Genomic DNA, 17,427 nt, shown 5'->3' on the forward strand with positions numbered 1-17,427 from the left:
AAATGCGGTATCGTAAAAATACTGTTGAGAATCCCCAATAATAAGGCCTGGCGGGAGTTCTAGGTATTTTTACCGTATTGTTGCTGCCCTATCAGCGTCCTATGATGCCAGCTGACATTTTGAACCTATAAGAATCGAAAGGAGACACGTGAATAAAGTCTATCCCGACGCGTCCAGCGCGTTATCCGGCATCGTCAAGGACGGCCAGACGATTGCCGTCGGCGGCTTCGGCCTGTGCGGCATTCCTGAGGCACTGATCGCCGCGCTGCGCGACTCCGGCGTACAGAACCTCACGGCGATTTCCAACAACGCCGGCGTCGACGGTTTCGGCCTGGGCCAACTGCTCAACACCCGCCAGATCAAGAAAATGATCGCCTCCTACGTTGGTGAAAACAAGGAATTCGAACGCCAATACCTGGCCGGCGAACTGGAGCTCGAATTCACCCCGCAAGGTACGCTGGCCGAGAAGCTGCGCGCCGGCGGCGCCGGCATCCCGGCGTTCTTCACCAAGACCGGCGTGGGCACGCTGGTGGCCGAAGGCAAGGAAATCCGCGAGTTCGACGGCGCCCGGTACGTCATGGAACGCTCGCTGGTAGCCGACATCTCGCTGGTCAAGGCGCAGAAGGCCGACCGTGCCGGCAACCTGATTTTCAACAAGACCGCGCGCAACTTCAACCCCAACGTCGCCATGGCCGGCAAGATCACCATCGTCGAAGTCGAGGAACTGGTGGACATCGGCGAGCTCGACCCGGACCAGATCCATACCGCCGGCATCTTCGTGCACCGCATCGTGGTCAACGCCACGCCGGAAAAGCGCATCGAACAACGCACGGTTTCGGCTGCGGCGAAATAAGGAGATCATGAAATGGCATGGACCAGAGACGAAATGGCTTTACGTCAACCTCGGCATCGGCTTGCCGACGCTGGTTGCCAATCACGTCCCCAAGGACATTGAAGTCTGGCTGCAATCGGAAAACGGCCTGCTCGGCATCGGCCCGTTCCCGGCCGAAGACAAGGTCGACGCCGACCTGATCAACGCCGGCAAGCAAACGGTGACGACCATCCCCGGCTCATCCTTCTTCTCGTCGGCGGACTCCTTCGGCATGATCCGCGGCGGCAAGATCAACATCGCGATTCTGGGTGCGATGCAGGTCTCGCAGCAGGGCGATCTGGCCAACTGGATGATTCCGGGAAAGATGGTCAAGGGTATGGGCGGCGCGATGGACCTGGTGGCCGGTGTCGGCCGCGTGGTGGTGCTGATGGAGCACGTCGCCAAGGGCAAGGACGGCAGCATCTCGCAAAAGATCCTGAAGCAATGCAACCTGCCGCTGACGGGCGTGGGCGTGGTCAATCGCATCATCACCGACCTTGGCGTGATCGATGTGACGCCGAGTGGCCAGAAGCTGATCGAGCTGGCCACGGGCGTGAGCAAGGAAGACGTGATCGCCAACACCGAAGCGGAGCTGGACGTCAGCGCGGTGTGATCCGGATACGCAAGTTTGTTCTGCGTTCTCTTCGGAGAGCGGACGGTACAGGGGTCGAAGCCTGTACCGTTTTTTATGCGCGTTTGATTTGCTCTGTTCAGCGCCGCGCCAGCCGTTCGCGCACGTGTTCTTCATGGAATACGGTGTGCGCCGGTTTGACCAGGTCGCTGCGGCTGACAATGCCGATCAGTTGCAGCGACGATGCATCGGCCACCACCGGCAGGCGTTCGACGTGATGCGCCGCCATGCGCCGTGCGATCGACTGGCAGGTTTCCGTGGAGAAGGCCAGCAGCGAGGTGGATGACGCCAGCATGTCGCCGATCGGCGTCGTGCCGGCATGCCGGCCGAGCTGCGCCAGCAGGGTGTCGCGATCAAGCATGCCGAGCAATTTTCCGTGGCTGTCGCAGACAGGGAAGGCGCGGTGCTGTTGTGTCGCGCCGAAGTAGGTGGCGGCGATTTCCGCCAGGCGGAGCGAACCCGGAATAGAGATGGCATCGCGCGTCATGACTTCTTCCACGAACATGCGTTCCTGCGGATCGACGCTGTATTCGCGATAGATGTGCAGGCCGCGTCTCGCGATTTTTTCCGTCATGATGGAACGACGCATGAGCAGCACCGTAAAACCGTAAGCGATCCCGGTCGCCAGCAGCAGCGGCAGGAAGGCGTTGAAGTCGCCAGTCAGCCCCAGCGCAAACACGGCTGCGGTCAGCGGCGCGCCGAGCACGCCGGCCAGCACCGCCGCCATGCACACCAGCGGCCATAGAGTCGGATCGCTGCCCGGCACCAGATAGGCGATTGCGGTGCCAAGTCCGGCGCCCAGCATCAGCAACGGCGCCAGCACGCCGCCTGAAGTGCCGGAGCCCAGCGCAATCACCCAGATGATCGCCTTTACCGCCAGCAAGGCGAGCACCGCCGATATGGCCAGGTGATGGTTGAGCAGATCGGCGATGACGTCATAGCCCACGCCCAGCGCGCGCGGCTCGAAATAGCCGCCGATGCCGACCGCCACCGCGCCCAGCGCCGGCCACCACATCCAGTGCAGCGGCAAGGCGTGGAAACGGTCCTCGATCCAGTACAAGGCCACCGACATCGCCGCCGACAACGCACCGCTCAGCACCCCGGCGACAACGCATACCAGCAGCGCCGACAAGCCGACCGGATCGGTGTGCAGCGGGAACAAAGGGCCCGGTTCCAGCAGCAGCGGCCGCGCAAAACCGGCCACCGCGCACGCCAGGATCACCGGCAACAGACTGCGCGGCCGCCATTCGAACAGCAGCAATTCCACCGCCAGCAGCACCGCCGCAACCGGTGTGCCGAACACGGCGGTCATGCCGGCCGTGGCGCCCGCGACCAGCAGGGTTTTGCGCTCGGCCGCGCTGACGTGGAAATGCTGTGCGATCAGAGAGCCGATCGCGCCGCCGGTCATGATGATCGGTCCTTCGGCGCCGAACGGTCCGCCGCTGCCGATCACGATGCCGGAAGCCAGCGGTTTCAGCAGCGCGACCTTGGCGGACATTTTGCTCTTGCCGAACAGGATCGCTTCGATGGCTTCCGGAATGCCGTGGCCGCGGATCTTGTCCGAGCCGAAGCGCGCCATCAGTCCGACGATCAGGCCGCCGATGACCGGCACGACCACCACCGCCATTCCCAGCGCGTGGGTTGCAGGCGAGCGATCCGCAAACGACAGCGTCTGGAAGAAAAACAGATTGGTGAAGAAATGGATCAGGTTCAGCAGCACGAAAGCGGCAACGGTGCTGATGCCGCCGATCACGACGGCGATACCGGCAAGGAAAAGTACGCGGCGGTCGAGGCCGAAGTCGCGTTGGTGGCGATGCATGATGGATTCGGAAAGGGTGAAAAGGGGCGGCGCATTCGGAAAAATTGGCGCAATTAAATATATCACAATGTGATGTATTTAATGAATTTGAGTGGAAAAATCGATTTGTCGTTGATATTTTTCGTTGTTCTATATGGAATGTTTTCGTAATTCGATACTGATCAAATCGAGTTCTATGGAGATGAAGGGTGCTCGTAACGATTGGTAACCATTCGCGCCTCCGATTGCATTCGCGCGCGTTCATAATACAAAGCCCTTACAACCGACGGAAGACAACATGAAGCTGGAAACCAGTCAAAAAGACGGCGTGATGATCGTACGTGCGGCTGGCCGTCTGGATGCCAATGGCGTCGGCGAATTCGTGGTTCAGTTGCGCGAGCAATGCGATGGCACGGCAAAGAAGTTGATTCTCGATTTCAGCGGCCTGACCGAACTCGGTGCGGACGGATTGCGGGTGCTGTATCTGCTCAGCAAAAAAAATCAAGGCGCACGGGATTGCCTGCTGGTGACCGGCATGCGTCCGTGCGTGCGCGATGTCTTTGACGACAGCGGCTTTGCGGCGCTCTACAAAGTGGTCGATACCGTCGAAGAATGGCCGCACGCAAGCCACGCGTAATACGGCGCGAATCCTTCCGCCTCAGGATCAGGCCATCGCATCAGATCCCTCCCGTGCAGAACTGCTATGCCGCCAGCGGCGTGGCGGGCATCGGTACGAACTTCGGCAGACTCTCGATACGCGCGATCCAGCCGCGCACGTGGGTGTACGCATCGAGGCTGACGCCGCCTTCGGGCGCGTGCGCGACGTAGCTGTAACAGGCGATATCGGCAATCGTCGGACGCGTGCCGACCAGGAAGCTGCGACCGGCAAGGTGGTCGTCGAGCAGTTGCAGCAACGCCGCCGCCTTCTGTGTCGCCAGCGCGTAGTCGTGCGGCGCGCCGAACACCTTCACCAGACGCGCCTTGCCGGGACCTTCCAGCACTTCACCCGATGCCAGCGACAGGAACTGCTGCACGCGCGCCGCATCGGCCGGGTCCGACGGCAACCATCCGGCTTCGCCATATTGTCGGGCCAGGTACACCAGGATGGCGGTCGAGTCATACAGCGTGATGTCGCCGTCTTCGATCACCGGCACCTGTCCGCGCGGATTCTTGGCCAGGAAGGCCGCGTCCTTCTGCGCTTTCTTCGGCAAATCCACGTAGATGAATTCGTAAGGCAGGTCCAGCAGCGTCAGGAACAATTCGACCCGGTGGCTATGGCCGGACAGTGGAAAGCCGTACAGGCGGATGGGTTGGGCGGGTTGTCTGGCTGGGCTGGTCGACATGGAAGACTCCTTAAGGTGGCGATGCGGATCGAGGGAAATATGCAAGTTCGGCAATCTCTCAGAAACCGTACCGAACGTTCGGTACAATAAACAATCGAAAGCAGGCTGTCAAATAAATCTATAATCCTTGAAACGCAAAACGGCGCCGCCATCTGTCCAGTGCAGCCGCCAACGACGCAGTCCCTCACCGAAGTCATATTTATGCCCGCACCCACCCTGTCCCGAGACGAAGTCGTCCAACGCATCCTCGCCGAATTCCGCCGCTCCGGATACCAGGGAGCGACCCTGGCGAGCCTGTCGGAGGCAACCGGCCTGGGCAAGTCCAGCCTCTATCACTACTTCCCCAACGGCAAGGCCGACATGGGTGAGGCGGCCTTGCAAGCCGTGGGAATATGGCTCGGCGAAAACGTCCTGCCGGCGCTGAGCGAACCAGGATCGCCGGAAAAGCGCCTGAAGAAATTCAGCGCCGGCCTCAGCGAGTTCTACGCCAAAGGCTCCAAGCCTTGTCTTACCGACTTGTTCACGATCGGCGAAGCCGGCGAGCTGTATCAGCAATACCTGAAGCAGCGCCTCGGCGGCCTGATCAAGGCGCTGGCCGCCGTCGTGGCCGAAACCGGCGTCAGCGCGGAAGAGGCCGGCCGCCGTGCCGAAGACGCGATGATCACGCTGCACGGCTCGCTGGTGGTTTCGCGCGCGCTGGGCAGCACGGCGCCGTTTACGCGCACCATGCGCAATTTTCCGGCCGTCCTGCTCGGACAGTAATCCGGCTCACCGCCGGCGGCCGATGTGCGGCGACGTTCGTTGCTGCACCGCATCTCCTCCGAAGTTTCCCATCCGTTCCGAGGCGTCGCCGTCAGGCACCGGACATCGTTAGGCATTCCCTATTGCATCGATTGAAATGATGAACTTGCTTGACTTTCGCCATGTAACTATTATTATGAAAGTAACTGACCGAATCGTCGGGCATTACCGCTAACCCTTTGGAGAACACAATGAGCAACGCAATCAACAACAAGCCCGGCACCGCCCTGATCACCGGCGCCTCGACCGGCATCGGCGCCACTTACGCAGACCGCCTGGCGCGCCGCGGCCACGACCTGATCCTGGTGGCGCGCGACGTCAAGCGCCTGGAAACCCTGGCCGAACGCCTGCGCAAGGAAACTTCCGTCAAGGTCGATATCCTGCCAGCCGATCTGGTCAACAAGGCCGACCTGCTGAAGGTCGAGCAACGCCTGCGCAGCGACGCTTCGGTGACGATGCTGGTCAACAACGCAGGCATGTCGATTTCCGGTGAACTGGCCGACGGCGACGTCGAACGCTACGATGCCATGATCCAGCTCAACATCACCGCCGTCCTGCGCCTGGCCGCAGCGGTTGCACCCGGCTTCATCGCACGCAAGGGCGGCACGCTGATCAATGTCTCCTCGGTGCTGGCGCTAGCGCCCGAAATGTTCAACGGCACCTACAGCGGCACCAAGGCCTTCGTCCTGAACCTGAGCCAATCGCTGCAAAAAGAACTGGGCAAGCATGGCGTGCGCGTGCAAGCCGTATTGCCGGGCGCCACCCGCACCGAGATCTGGGAACGTTCCGGCACCGGCATCGAAAACCTGCCGGCGGAAATGCTGATGGAAGTGGACGACCTGGTCGACGCCGCATTGTCGGGTCTCGACCTGGGCGAGCCGGTGACAATTCCGTCCTTGCCCGACGCCGCCCAATGGGAAACGCTGACCGCCGCACGTCACGCCATGGGCCCGAACCTGTCGCTCAGCAAGCCCGCCGCACGCTACCTCAAGTAAGCCGTCACGCGCATGCGTCACAAATGCATAGCCGATGCGGAATGCCCAGTCGCTTGCACACTGCAAATGGTGGGCGAGTGGTGGAGCATTCTGATTCTGCGTGACTGCCTGCGCGGATTGACGCGCTTCGACCAGTTTCAGAAAAATCTGGCAATATCACCCAACATGCTGACGCGCCGTCTGCAAACGCTGGTTGACGCCGGCTTGCTGGAGCGGCGCCGATACTGTGAACATCCGCCCCGCCACGAGTACATCCTGACCGAGCGCGGTCGCGATTTCCGTATCGTGATCGCGGCGATGTACGACTGGGGCAGCCGCCATTTGCCGATTGAAGGACAGACGGATCTGCCGCGGTCCTCATCGTTGCCGGGCGAGGATGCCGAAAATTATTTGCAGGGAAAAAGCGAGGAGATTTAGCAATGCGAATTCTGGTGGTGGGAGCCGGCGCAGTCGGCGGATATTTTGGCGGCCGCATGCTGGCGGCAGGACGGGATGTCACTTTCCTGGTGCGCGAGAAACGCGCTCAACGATTGGCGCAGGACGGCCTGCAGATCAAGAGTCCGGTCGGCGACCTGAGCTTGCCGAATCCGCCCACGGTGCAAAAGCAAGATCTGCAGCAAGCCTATGACCTGGTCATCCTGAGCTGCAAGGCCTATGACCTGGCCGACGCCATCGATTCCTTTGCCGCCGCAGTCGGACCGGATACCACCATCCTGCCGCTGCTCAACGGCATGCAACATCTCGATATGCTGGCAGCGCGTTTCGGCGCGGAAAAAGTCCTCGGCGGCCAATGCGTCATTGCCAGCACCGTCGATGCCGACGGCGCCATCCGCCATCTGAATACCTTCCACGGCATGACCTTCGGCGAACGCGACGGTACCGAATCGCCGCGCGTGAAAGCGATCGGGCAGCAACTCGCCGGCGCCGGCTTCGACGTTGCCGTCAGCACCGCCATCCTGCAATCGATGTGGGAAAAATGGATCATGCTGGCATCTTTGGCCGGCAGCACCAGCCTGATGCGTTCCAACATCGGCGACATCATGGCCGCCAGCGGCGGACTGGAATTCGTCAACGGCCTGCTCGGCGAAGCCAGCGGCGTCGCCGCCGCCAACGGCCATGCGCCGGGAGGCCCGTTCTTCGAACGCACGCGCAAGATGCTCACCGAAACCGGTTCGACATTGACCGCGTCCATGTTCCGCGATATCGGCAACGGCGCGCGCATCGAAGCCGATCACATCATCGGCGACCTGCTGCGCCGCGGCCGCGAAGCGGCAGTCAAAACCGACTTGCTGCAAGTCGTCTACACCCATCTCAAGACCTACGAAGCGCGCCTGCTGCACCAGCCGGCCTGATCTGTCGCGGTCACCGGATACATGCGCCTCCGGACGGGGCGCATGCAGTTTCTTCTACCATCCTCCGCCCAGTGAGCGGAACGTCGACACCGCCGCACGCGCATCGTCGGCGCGCACCTGGGCCAGCTGGTCGCGCGCATGCAGCAACAAGCGATCCTCCTCCAGCACCTCGGTCAGGCTCAGTACGCCGCCCTGATACGCATCCTGCGTCGCGCTGCGTGCGCGTTGCCGCGCCGCCACTTCATCGGCCAGCTCGATGCTTTGCTTCTCCAGTTGCACCAGCGTCACGATGGCGTTCTCGACATCTTCGGTGGCGCGCAGGATGGACTGGCGGTAACGCGCCAGCGCTTCCTGGTTGACGCCTTTGGCACGTGCGACTTCCGCATCGATGCGGCCGAAATCGAACAGGCGCCAGCGCAATCCCAACGCCGCCTGCGGCTGGAAACTGTCAGCGCTGAACAGGCCGGCAGCCCCCAAACTTTCAAAACCGAGCAAGGCCGACAGCGACAGTTTCGGGTAGTACTCGGCCATGGCCACGCCGATGCGCGCATTCGATGCCGCCAGCTTGCGCTCAGCCGCCAGCACGTCGGGGCGGCGGCGCAACAAGCCGGCGCTGCCATCGGCGACGCTGATGGCCGGCACGACAATATTGCCGTCCGCGCCTGCGTCCAGCTCGCGCGCGTAGGTGCCGGGCACTGCACCCATCAAGACGTCGAGGCGATTGAGCTGGCGCTCGAGTTCGGTGCGCAAGGGCGGTATGCCGGAGCGCGCCTGCGACAATTGCGCCTGCGCCAGGGCATCTTCACGCTGGTTGGATAAACCGTCGCGCAGGCGCAACTTCACCAGTCCCAGCAAGTTGTCGCTGGTCTGCACCTGGTCTTCGGCAATGCGGATGCGCGCCTGCGCACTGCGTATGCGGAAGTAGGCATCGGCAGCTTCCGCCGTGATCGAGATGCGCACGCCGAGATGATCCGCCTCGGCCGCGTCACGCTCGGCATCGGCGGCTTCGGCGCCGCGCTTGAACGAGCCGGCCAGGTCGGTCTCCCAGCTGGCGCCGACGCCGACGTCATACAAGGTCTGCGTGCGCTGATAGCCGGGAAAGCCGGACGCGATCTTGCCCAGCGGACTGTTGAGTGACTGGCGCTGGCGTCCGGCTTGCGTATCCAGGCCGACCTGCGGCAGCCGCTCGGCGCCGGCGTGGCGGGCCACTGCCTGCGCTTGCTCCACGCGCGCCAGCGAGGCTGCCAGGTCGAGATTCTGCTCCATTGCGCGCTGCACGATGCGGCTCAATACCGGATCGTTGAAGCCGGTCCACCACTGCTCAAGTTGTGGCATCGATGCTGCAGTCGCCGTGCGCTGTTCCAGCAGCGTCGCATTGTGGAATGACCCGGTCGTCACCGTCGGGGCCTGGTAATCGGGTCCGCTGGCGCAGGCCGTCAGGAAAATCCCCGCCGCCAACGCCACGGTCGTCAGCCGCGCCGCGCGCGATGCGGTGGCGTCCGCGGTGATGCCCATATATGTGCTGTTGCCCATGTCATTACCCCTTGAGAAGTGTCGGATGTTGTGTTTTAAAAAGTTACTTGCAAAATGATAGTCTCTAGTTTAATCTAACTATCAAAATGAAAGCAACTGGCAGTTTCAAAAATTCTTTGTAGTAAAAAAATGCCGCAAGGCGACATCCATCGGGCGCAAGACAGACACTAGAGAAGGATTGGGGTATCAAGATGACAACGCAGACAAATGCAACAGCGGGGGCAGCAACCACGGCAACGGCGACGCCCGTGGGCAAGAAGAAATTCATCAAATTTGCGGTGCTGGCGCTGGTCCTGCTGGCGGTGGCCGCTTATCTGATCTACTGGTTTGCGGAAGGCCGCCATTGGGAACATACCGACGATGCCTACGTCGGCGGCGACATCACCGTGATCGCGCCGAAAGTGCCGGGCAATATCGTCAAGGTGCTGGTTACCGACAACCAGCGCGTCAAGGCCGGCGACCTGCTGATCAAGATCGATGACCGCGATTACGTCGCGGTGCTGGAAAAACTGGATGCCGCAGTACAAGCGCAGCAAGCCGCCTTGGCCAACATCGACGCCGAGCGCCGCCTGCAGGAAGCAGTGATCGAGCAGGGCAAGGCCGGTGTCGCCGCCAGCAACGCCGACCTGACCCGCACACGCGACGACCAGACGCGCTATCAAAGCCTGTCGGCCAAGTCGGCGGTGTCGGTGCAAAGCTTCCAGAAGGCCGACGCCGACTACAAGCAGGCGCAGGCCAACGGCCAGAAGGCGCAAGCCGGCCTGATTGCGGCGCAACGCCAGCTCGACGTGCTCGCCACGCAAAAGCAGAAAGTCCAGGCGGCCATGCAGCAAGCCGTCGCCGAACGCAATCTCGCTCAATTGAATGTCGCGTACACCGAACTGCGCGCACCGGTCGACGGCGTGGTCGGCAACCGGCGCGCACGCACCGGCGCATATGCCGCCACCGGCGCACAGCTGTTGTCGGTGGTGCCGGCCGACGGCTTGTGGGTCGACGCCAACTTCAAGGAGAGCCAGATCGCCCGCTTCCAGACCGGCATGACGGTGAAGATCAAGGCCGACGTATTGCCCGGTGAAACTTTCGAGGGCCACGTCGCCAGCATCGCACCGGCCACCGGGGCGCAGTTCAGCATCCTGCCCGCCGAAAACGCCACCGGCAATTTCACCAAGATCGTCCAGCGCGTGCCCGTGCGCATCCTGCTCGACGGCGAGGCCGCCCGCCTGGGGAAATTGCGTCCCGGCCTGTCGGTGACGGCGGAGGTGGATGAGCGCACGGCCAATGCAGCCCATGCAGCCGATGCAGCCAGCGCAACCAACGCCACCGGCAAGCGGAGCTGAACGTGAGCGCCGCTGCCATGGCGTCGCCTGCCGAACTGACGCAAAAGGCCAAGATCCTCGCCTTCGCCACCATGTGCGTCGGCATGTTCATCGCCCTGATCGACATCCAGATCGTCTCGGCCTCGCTGGCCGATATCGGCGGCGGCCTGTCGGCCGGCGCGGATGAGACCGCCTGGGTCCAGACCAGCTACCTGATCGCGGAAATCATCGTCATTCCGCTGTCCGGATGGCTGGCGCGCGTGATGTCGACGCGCTGGTTGTTCAGCGCGTCGGCGGTCGGCTTCACCATCGCCAGCATGCTGTGCGGCATGGCGTGGGATATCAACAGCATGATTTTCTTCCGCGCCCTGCAAGGCTTCCTCGGCGGCTCGATGATTCCCATGGTGTTCACTTCGGCGTTCTTCTATTTCTCCGGACATCAGCGCGTGATTGCAGCGGCCACCGTCGGTGCGCTATCTTCCCTGGCGCCGACGCTCGGACCAACCGTGGGCGGCTGGATCACCAGCAACTATTCCTGGCACTGGCTGTTCTTCATCAACCTGGTGCCGGGGATCTTTGTCGCGGTGGTGGTGCCGATGCTGGTGCGCATCGACAAGCCCAACCTGTCGCTGCTCAAGGGCGCCGACTATCTCGGCATGATCCTGCTGGCGGCCAGTCTCGGCTGCCTGGAATATTCGCTGGAAGAAGGTCCGCGGCTAGGCTGGCTGGGCGACGACGTCATCAGAACCACCGTATGGATTTCCATCGTCGCCGGCATCGGCTTTATCTGGCGCAGCCTGGCGTACGACAATCCGGTGGTCGATCTGCGCGCGCTCAAGGATCGCAACTTCGCGCTGGGCTGCTTCTTCTCTTTCGTCACCGGCATCGGCATCTTCGCCACGGTGTATCTGACGCCGGTGTTTCTGGCGCACGTACGCGGCTTCAGCGCGCTCGATATCGGGCTGGCGATCTTTGCCACCGGCCTGTTCCAGATCTGCGCGATTCCGTTCTACACCTATCTCGGGCGGCGCGTCGATCTGCGCTGGCTGATGATGTTCGGCATGGCCTGCTTCGCGCTGAGCATGTGGAACTTCACGCCGATCACGCACGACTGGGGCTGGCGCGAGTTGCTGCTGCCGCAAGCCTTGCGCGGGTTCGCGCAGCAGTTTGCGGTGGCGCCGGTGGTGACGCTCACCTTGGGAGCGCTCAAGCCCGAGCGCCTGAAGCAGGCCTCGGGTTTGTTCAACCTCATGCGCAATCTGGGCGGGGCGATCGGCATCGCCGTGTGCGGCACGATTCTCAACGATCGCACCAACCTGCATTTCCTGCGCCTGGCGGAACATCTCAACAGCGCCAACGAATCGATGAACAATCTGCTGCAGAACACCGGCGCCAACATGCTGGCATGGGGGCTCGACGGCGGCAGCGCACCGACCGGCGCCTTGCAGCAGCTGTGGAAGCTGACCATGCGCGAAGCGCAGACGCAGACCTTCGCCGATGCCTTCCTGGCGGTAATGGTGTGTTTCCTGGTGGCGATCGTGCTGATTCCGCTGATGCACAAAGTCGCGCCGCCGAAAGCACCGTCAGCCGACGCGCATTGATCCGGAAATCTGTAGCCGGCCGGTGACGATCGCCGGCCGGATCCGCACGGTGGTCATCCCCCGGGCGAACTAGTCGTCGCTGCTCGCACGTGCGATCAAGGTATTGAGGAAGGCGCGGGCGGCATCCGGCAAGGTGCGTCCCGACAAGGACTGAATCTCCATCTGCAGCGTGTTCATGTCGCGGTCGCGGATCGGCAATGCCACCAGCACGCCGTTGCGGACCATTTTGCGAATCGGCAGCCCCGCGGCAAAGGCCACGCCGTCGCCTGCGAGCACAAATCCCAGCAAGGCATTGATGGAATCGCTGCTCAGGGTCGGCTCCAGCAGCAGGTTCTTGCGGCTGCAGCACGCATCGATCAGGCGCCGCATGGTGATGCTCTTCTGGGGAAGCGCGAGGGGATAGCCGACCAGCTCGGAGAGCACCACCTGCTTGCGCCCGGCCAGCGGATGCCTGGGGTGCATGACCGCAAGAATCGGGGCGCTCTGCGCATATTCCACCTTGATGTCGCGGTCGGGCGCCATCGTAAACGTCAGGCCGATGTCGACCGTGCCCTCGCGAATCGCCTGCGCCACGTCGCCGGCATTGCCGACCGACAGCTGGAAGCGGATGCCGCTGTGCCTCCGGCGAAAGTGTTCGATCGCCGCTGGCAGGAAGTCCAGCGCAAAACCCTCGGTGCTGGCCAGTTTGACTTCGCCGCGCCGCAAGCCTTTCAGCGCCAGCAGCTCGTTGCCGATACGTTCGGTTTCCAGCTGGGCGCGCAGGGCGTGGGCCGCCAGCAGTTCGCCGGCAGCGTTCGGCCTCATGCCGCGCGAAACGCGTTCGAACAGCTGCGTATCCAGTTCATCCTCGAGCCGCGCAATTTGCCGGCTGATGGCGGAAGACGCAACATTCAGCGTCAGGGCCGCCTCGGTGATCGAGCCTCGCCGCACCACTTCCAGAAAGTAGCGTATCGAGGTTCCCTGCAGGACGCGGGTATTGGTCATGGTTTCATTGTAGAAGTGGTTTGCCGAATCGGCAATCGATTGTTCGAAACTTTGTTCTTGTTGCAAACCACCGGCACCCTTAGGATGGACTCATCAGCGTGAGTCAATTCCATCCGGGAAGGAACTGAGCATGAAGGCAACAACAGAAGCGGGCAAATACAAATACGTGGTGCTGGCCCTGCTGTACCTGGGCTGGTGCGTCTCGTACATCGATCGCGCCGCGATCACGTTTGCGGCCACCTACATCGCCGGCGAATTCCAGCTCAAGCCTTCCGACCTCGGCATCTTGCTGAGCAGCTTCTTCCTCGGCTATTCACTGCTGCAATTGCCGGGCGGCTGGCTGGCCGACCGCTTCGGATCGCGTCCGGTGATCGTGATTTCCATCCTGATGTGGTCGGTGTTTACCGCCTTCACCGGGCTGGCCTGGTCGATCTCCAGCCTGGTCATCATCCGCTTCGTGTTCGGTCTCGGAGAGGGCGCGTTTCCCGCTGCCAGCGTCAAGGGCGTGGCAGAGACCTTCAGCAAGGAAGAGCGGCCCAAGATGTCGTCGCTGCTGATGTCCTCCAACTATGTCGGCAGCATGTTGGCGCCACTGATCATTGCACCGATGATCATCCAGTTCGGCTGGCGCAACGTGTTCCACTACATCGGCATCGCCGGCCTGGCGTTTGCGCTGATGTACTGGTTCGTGGTGAAGCCGGTCAGGGCGGCCAGGGGCGATGCCGCCGCAGAGGCGGAAAAGAAGGCGATCAACAAGCAAGCCTTCCGCACGCTGCTGAAGATGCCGCTGATGTGGCAGATCGTGGCGGTCTGGTTCGGCCTGAGCATCGTCAACAAGGGACTGGATTCCTGGATGCCGACGTACCTGATGACGCAGCGCGGCCTGAACCTGAAATCGGTCGGGCTGCTGTTGCCGTTGCCGTATGTACTGGCGGGCATCGCCACCGGTATCGGCGGCTGGGTGATGATGCGATTCTTCGACGGGCGCGAACGCTATCTGCTGATCGGCAGTTCGATATTGACGGCCATCTTCGTGTATTGCATGTACACCTCGAACAGCGTCGCCGCCCTGATCACGTATCAGTGCATCGCCTATTTCTTCAAATCCTTCGTCTTGGCGACCTGCATCGCGCTGCCGACCAAGATGCTGCCCGCCAATCTCATCGGCACCAGTATCGGCATGGTCAACCTGGGCGGCCAGTCGGCCGGCTTCATTTCGCCGCTGGTCATCGGCTTCCTGGTCAGCGCCTTCAGCAACTACGACTATGCGTTCAGTTTCCTGATTGCCGCGGCCTGCTTCTCGGTGCTGGTCAGCCTGTTCATCCGCACCCTGAAATCATCGGCCTATGCGCAGCACGCCTGATACCTCCCGCCTCCCGCTATCTCAAGGATTTTTATGCCCGACCACAGCATCGTTGAAAAAAGCGCAGTCGCCCTGCGCGCCCTGATCGGCGCCAGGCAACTTTCCCCGGTGGAACTGCTGGACGCCTGTATCTCCCGCATCGAAGATATCAACCCGCGCGTGAACGCCGTCACCGCGACGTGCTTCGAGCGCGCCCGCGATGAAGCCAGGCGCGCGGAGCAGGCCGTGATGGCTGGCGCACCGCTGGGTCTGCTGCATGGCTTGCCGATCGGCATCAAGGATCTGGAAGAAACCGAGGGTCTGCTTACCACCTACGGCTCGGCCATCTACCGCAGCAACATTCCTGCGCGCGACAACGTGCTGGTGGCGCGGTTGCGCCGCGCAGGCGCCATCGTCGCCGGCAAGACCAACGTTCCGGAGATGGGGGCCGGCGCCAACAGCCGCAACACGGTATGGGGCGCGACCGGCAATCCCTTCAATCCGCTGCTCAATGCCGGCGGCTCCTCAGGCGGCTCGGCTGCCGCGCTGGCCTGCGATTTGCTGCCGCTGTGCAGCGGGTCCGACACCGGCGGTTCCTTGCGCATTCCGGCGGCCAAATGCGGCGTGGTCGGCTTCCGCCCATCGCCCGGCCTGGTACCGAGCGAGCGCAAATTGCTGGGTTGGACGCCGATCTCCGTCGTCGGTCCAATGGGGCGCGACGTCGCGGACACCGTGCTGCAATTGCGCGCGAGCGCCGGCATGGACAGCAGCGATCCCTTGAGTTATCCGCTGGGCGACGATCCGTTTGCGACCTTGCCGGACATCGATCTGTCGCAACTGCGCATCGGCTATACCGAAGACTTCGGCGTCTGCGATGTCGACAACGACATCCGCGCAGTCTTCCGCAAAAAAATCGCCGCCATCCGTCCTCATGTGAAAACCTGCGAGCAGATCGACGTGGATATGGGTGAGGCGCATCGCTGTTTCGACGTCATTCGCGCCGAGAGTTTCTTCACCGGTTTTGACGCCGCCTATCGTCGCGATCCTTCCTCGCTCGGACCGAACACGCGCGCCAACTATGAGTTGGGCGCCGCCATGAAGCTGGCCGACACGGCCTGGGCGCACAGCGAGCAGACGCGTATTTTCCGCCGCTTCCAGGCGCAGTTTTCCCGGTTCGATCTGATCCTGTCGCCGACCACGCCGGTCTCGCCTTTCCCTTGGAGCCAGTTGTATCTGAAGGAGATCAATGGCGTCGAACTGGAAAATTACTATCGCTGGCTGGCGCTGACCTACGTGGTCACGCTGGCGACCAATCCGTCGATCTCGCTGCCTTGCGGCACCGACCACAGGCAGATGCCGTTCGGCTTGCAAGTGACGGGCGCTTTCCGTGCCGACCGTCATCTGCTCGGGTGCGCCGCAGCGCTGGAAAATCTGTTCGACGGCAGCGACGAACTGCGCCGTCCGCGTCCCGACCTGCAGCAGCTGCGGCGCAGCGAGGTCGACCTGAAATCCATCGTTACCGATTCGCCGCAACCTGCAGGCGCGCCGGCGCCGACGGCCGTGGCCGGAGGGCCGGCCGTCTGAGCCCGGCGTCGGATTGAGGGAAAGGAACATACCCATGCCAGACCAGTTTTCATCTTCTTCCAATGCGGCGACGCAGACGGATTTCCTGATCGTCGGCGCCGGTATCGCCGGCGCATCGATCGCGTACTGGCTGGCGCCGCATGCCGGCGTCATCATGCTGGAGCGCGAATCGCAGCCCGGGTATCACAGCACCGGACGTTCAGCGGCGGCTTACATGGAAAGCTACGGCCCGCCGCAAGTGCGCGCGCTGACCTGCGCCAGCCGGGCGTTCTTCGATCATCCGCCGGCCGGCTTCGCGGAACATCCGTTGTTGACGCCGCGCGGAGCGCTCTTCATCGCCAGGACGGATCAGTTGGACCAACTGGATGCGCATGAAGCGCTGGTGCGTTCGGTCTCCGACAAGGTGCAGCGCCTGAGTCCGGATGAAGCATGCGCGCGGGTGCCGGTATTGCGTCGGGAAGCCCTAGGCGGCGCCGTGTACGAAGAAGACGCCTGCGACATTGACGTCCACGGCTTGCACCAGGGATTCCTGCGGGGCGCACGCGGTGCCGGGGCGCGCGTGGTGTGCGACGCCGAAGTGCTCGGCCTGGCGTACCTCGACGGACAGTGGCGGCTCTCGACTTCACAGGGAGAATTCCGCGCCCCGGTGGTGATCAACGCGGCCGGAGCCTGGGCCGACGTCATCGGCGGCATGGCCGGCGCCAGACCCATCGGGCTGGTGCCCAAGCGCCGCTCGGCGTTTACCTTCACCGCCGATGCCGGACAGGACAGCACCTCCTGGCCGATGTTCATGAGCGTCGACGAGTCGTTTTACATCAAGCCGGATGCAGGGTTGCTGCTGGGCTCGCCGGCCAATGCCGATCCGGTCGAGCCGCATGATGTCCAGGCGGAAGAGCTGGACATCGCCATCGCCATCGATCAGATCCAGAACGCCACGACGCTTGCCATCCGTCGGCCATCGCATGTCTGGGCCGGATTGCGTTCCTTTGTCGGGGATGGCAGCTTTGTCGGCGGTTTCGATAGCGGACTGAGTGGATTTTTCTGGGCTGCGGGGCAGGGCGGCTACGGCATCCAGACCGCGCCTGCGGCCGGAGAAACTTATGCCGCCCTGGCGCGCGGCCTGGCTGTGCCGGCGGCGATAGCCGCATTCGGCGTCAGCGCGGAGGCGTTGAGCTGCGATCGCCTTCGCGCGAAAGAAGCGGCGATGTAGTCCCGGTTTGCCGATACGGCAAACATCGCTTCGCAATATTGATATGGCGAGCAGGGGCAGACACTT

At 62.6% G+C, this 17,427-nt stretch carries 15 protein-coding genes and 1 pseudogene; 12 read left to right on the forward strand and 4 right to left on the reverse strand.

The window, feature by feature from the left end:
* Positions 1 to 148 precede the first annotated feature (148 nt).
* Both F506_RS04560 and F506_RS04565 read left to right on the forward strand, forming a co-directional pair.
* Positions 149 to 853, forward strand: a complete 705-nt coding sequence (locus F506_RS04560; RefSeq protein ID WP_053195541.1) for a CoA transferase subunit A — start codon at positions 149 to 151, stop codon at positions 851 to 853.
* Positions 854 to 865: 12 nt separating this feature from the next.
* Positions 866 to 1,484 (forward strand): annotated as a pseudogene (locus F506_RS04565) (3-oxoacid CoA-transferase subunit B).
* A gap of 97 nt (positions 1,485 to 1,581) precedes the next feature.
* Here the strand turns inward: F506_RS04565 and F506_RS04570 are convergent.
* Positions 1,582 to 3,321 (reverse strand): chloride channel protein, encoded by a 1,740-nt coding sequence (locus tag F506_RS04570; RefSeq protein ID WP_053195543.1) that lies wholly within the window; start codon positions 3,319 to 3,321, stop codon positions 1,582 to 1,584.
* Positions 3,322 to 3,598: 277 nt separating this feature from the next.
* On the opposite strand from F506_RS04570, the gene F506_RS04575 reads away from it, so the two are divergent.
* Positions 3,599 to 3,937 carry an STAS domain-containing protein gene (locus F506_RS04575; protein WP_053195544.1) on the forward strand — a complete coding sequence of 113 codons (339 nt, stop codon included), beginning with the start codon at positions 3,599 to 3,601 and terminating at the stop codon, positions 3,935 to 3,937.
* Positions 3,938 to 4,001: 64 nt separating this feature from the next.
* On the opposite strand, the gene F506_RS04580 is transcribed toward F506_RS04575, so the two are convergent.
* Positions 4,002 to 4,643, reverse strand: coding sequence for a glutathione S-transferase family protein (locus F506_RS04580; protein ID WP_053195545.1), 642 nt, complete (start codon positions 4,641 to 4,643; stop codon positions 4,002 to 4,004).
* 201 nt (positions 4,644 to 4,844) lie between these two features.
* On the opposite strand from F506_RS04580, the gene F506_RS04585 reads away from it, so the two are divergent.
* From F506_RS04585 to panE, 4 genes are all read left to right on the forward strand, one after another.
* Positions 4,845 to 5,405: a TetR/AcrR family transcriptional regulator gene (locus F506_RS04585; protein ID WP_053195546.1), complete on the forward strand. Its 561-nt coding sequence runs from the start codon at positions 4,845 to 4,847 to the stop codon at positions 5,403 to 5,405.
* A 230-nt stretch (positions 5,406 to 5,635) separates the two neighbouring features.
* Positions 5,636 to 6,439 carry an SDR family NAD(P)-dependent oxidoreductase gene (locus tag F506_RS04590; protein ID WP_053195547.1) on the forward strand — a complete coding sequence of 268 codons (804 nt, stop codon included), beginning with the start codon at positions 5,636 to 5,638 and terminating at the stop codon, positions 6,437 to 6,439.
* Positions 6,440 to 6,505: 66 nt separating this feature from the next.
* On the forward strand, positions 6,506 to 6,856 hold the full coding sequence (locus F506_RS04595) for a winged helix-turn-helix transcriptional regulator (RefSeq protein ID WP_235471377.1): 351 nt from the start codon (positions 6,506 to 6,508) through the stop codon (positions 6,854 to 6,856).
* Between the two features lie 2 nt (positions 6,857 to 6,858).
* A complete protein-coding gene (gene panE, locus F506_RS04600; protein ID WP_053195548.1) occupies positions 6,859 to 7,791 on the forward strand; it encodes a 2-dehydropantoate 2-reductase in 933 nt (310 codons plus the stop codon).
* A gap of 54 nt (positions 7,792 to 7,845) precedes the next feature.
* Here panE and F506_RS04605 read toward each other — a convergent pair whose 3' ends face one another.
* The gene (locus F506_RS04605) at positions 7,846 to 9,324 is read right to left on the reverse strand and encodes an efflux transporter outer membrane subunit (RefSeq protein WP_235471378.1); all 1,479 of its coding nucleotides are present in this window, start codon (positions 9,322 to 9,324) and stop codon (positions 7,846 to 7,848) included.
* 191 nt (positions 9,325 to 9,515) lie between these two features.
* Between F506_RS04605 and F506_RS04610 the strand changes: the two genes are divergently transcribed.
* Both F506_RS04610 and F506_RS04615 read left to right on the forward strand, forming a co-directional pair.
* Complete coding sequence (locus tag F506_RS04610) at positions 9,516 to 10,661, forward strand: HlyD family secretion protein (RefSeq protein ID WP_053195549.1); 1,146 nt, start codon at positions 9,516 to 9,518, stop codon at positions 10,659 to 10,661.
* Between the two features lie 17 nt (positions 10,662 to 10,678).
* Positions 10,679 to 12,241, forward strand: a complete 1,563-nt coding sequence (locus F506_RS04615; protein WP_053201256.1) for a DHA2 family efflux MFS transporter permease subunit — start codon at positions 10,679 to 10,681, stop codon at positions 12,239 to 12,241.
* 69 nt (positions 12,242 to 12,310) lie between these two features.
* Here F506_RS04615 and F506_RS04620 read toward each other — a convergent pair whose 3' ends face one another.
* Entirely contained in the window at positions 12,311 to 13,225 is a 915-nt protein-coding gene (locus F506_RS04620; protein ID WP_053201258.1) for a LysR family transcriptional regulator, read from the reverse strand.
* Positions 13,226 to 13,355: 130 nt separating this feature from the next.
* Between F506_RS04620 and F506_RS04625 the strand changes: the two genes are divergently transcribed.
* Genes F506_RS04625 through F506_RS04635 form a run of 3 tightly spaced genes read left to right on the forward strand, consistent with a single transcriptional unit; the run spans position 13,356 to position 17,361 of the window.
* On the forward strand, positions 13,356 to 14,588 hold the full coding sequence (locus tag F506_RS04625; protein ID WP_053195550.1) for an MFS transporter: 1,233 nt from the start codon (positions 13,356 to 13,358) through the stop codon (positions 14,586 to 14,588).
* A gap of 33 nt (positions 14,589 to 14,621) precedes the next feature.
* Positions 14,622 to 16,151 (forward strand): amidase, encoded by a 1,530-nt coding sequence (locus F506_RS04630; RefSeq protein ID WP_053195551.1) that lies wholly within the window; start codon positions 14,622 to 14,624, stop codon positions 16,149 to 16,151.
* Between the two features lie 34 nt (positions 16,152 to 16,185).
* Positions 16,186 to 17,361 (forward strand): NAD(P)/FAD-dependent oxidoreductase, encoded by a 1,176-nt coding sequence (locus F506_RS04635; RefSeq protein WP_053195552.1) that lies wholly within the window; start codon positions 16,186 to 16,188, stop codon positions 17,359 to 17,361.
* The last annotated feature ends 66 nt before the right edge of the window (positions 17,362 to 17,427 follow it).

Origin of the sequence: Herbaspirillum hiltneri N3, assembly GCF_001267925.1 — a bacterium.
In the GTDB taxonomy this organism is placed as follows: domain Bacteria; phylum Pseudomonadota; class Gammaproteobacteria; order Burkholderiales; family Burkholderiaceae_D; genus Herbaspirillum; species Herbaspirillum hiltneri.

Bases quoted from the DNA above. Each gene is read 5' to 3' on its own strand.
- F506_RS04595 (WP_235471377.1), top strand. From the start codon at position 6,506: ATGGTGGGCGAGTGGTGGAGCATTCTGATTCTGCGTGACTGCCTGCGC.
- F506_RS04615 (WP_053201256.1), top strand. From the start codon at position 10,679: ATGGCGTCGCCTGCCGAACTGACGCAAAAGGCCAAGATCCTCGCCTTC.
- F506_RS04610 (WP_053195549.1), top strand. From the start codon at position 9,516: ATGACAACGCAGACAAATGCAACAGCGGGGGCAGCAACCACGGCAACG.
- F506_RS04625 (WP_053195550.1), top strand. From the start codon at position 13,356: ATGAAGGCAACAACAGAAGCGGGCAAATACAAATACGTGGTGCTGGCC.
- F506_RS04585 (WP_053195546.1), top strand. From the start codon at position 4,845: ATGCCCGCACCCACCCTGTCCCGAGACGAAGTCGTCCAACGCATCCTC.
- F506_RS04575 (WP_053195544.1), top strand. From the start codon at position 3,599: ATGAAGCTGGAAACCAGTCAAAAAGACGGCGTGATGATCGTACGTGCG.
- F506_RS04635 (WP_053195552.1), top strand. From the start codon at position 16,186: ATGCCAGACCAGTTTTCATCTTCTTCCAATGCGGCGACGCAGACGGAT.
- F506_RS04570 (WP_053195543.1), bottom strand. From the start codon at position 3,321: ATGCATCGCCACCAACGCGACTTCGGCCTCGACCGCCGCGTACTTTTC.
- F506_RS04605 (WP_235471378.1), bottom strand. From the start codon at position 9,324: ATGGGCAACAGCACATATATGGGCATCACCGCGGACGCCACCGCATCG.
- F506_RS04620 (WP_053201258.1), bottom strand. From the start codon at position 13,225: ATGACCAATACCCGCGTCCTGCAGGGAACCTCGATACGCTACTTTCTG.
- F506_RS04590 (WP_053195547.1), top strand. From the start codon at position 5,636: ATGAGCAACGCAATCAACAACAAGCCCGGCACCGCCCTGATCACCGGC.
- F506_RS04580 (WP_053195545.1), bottom strand. From the start codon at position 4,643: ATGTCGACCAGCCCAGCCAGACAACCCGCCCAACCCATCCGCCTGTAC.
- F506_RS04630 (WP_053195551.1), top strand. From the start codon at position 14,622: ATGCCCGACCACAGCATCGTTGAAAAAAGCGCAGTCGCCCTGCGCGCC.
- panE (WP_053195548.1), top strand. From the start codon at position 6,859: ATGCGAATTCTGGTGGTGGGAGCCGGCGCAGTCGGCGGATATTTTGGC.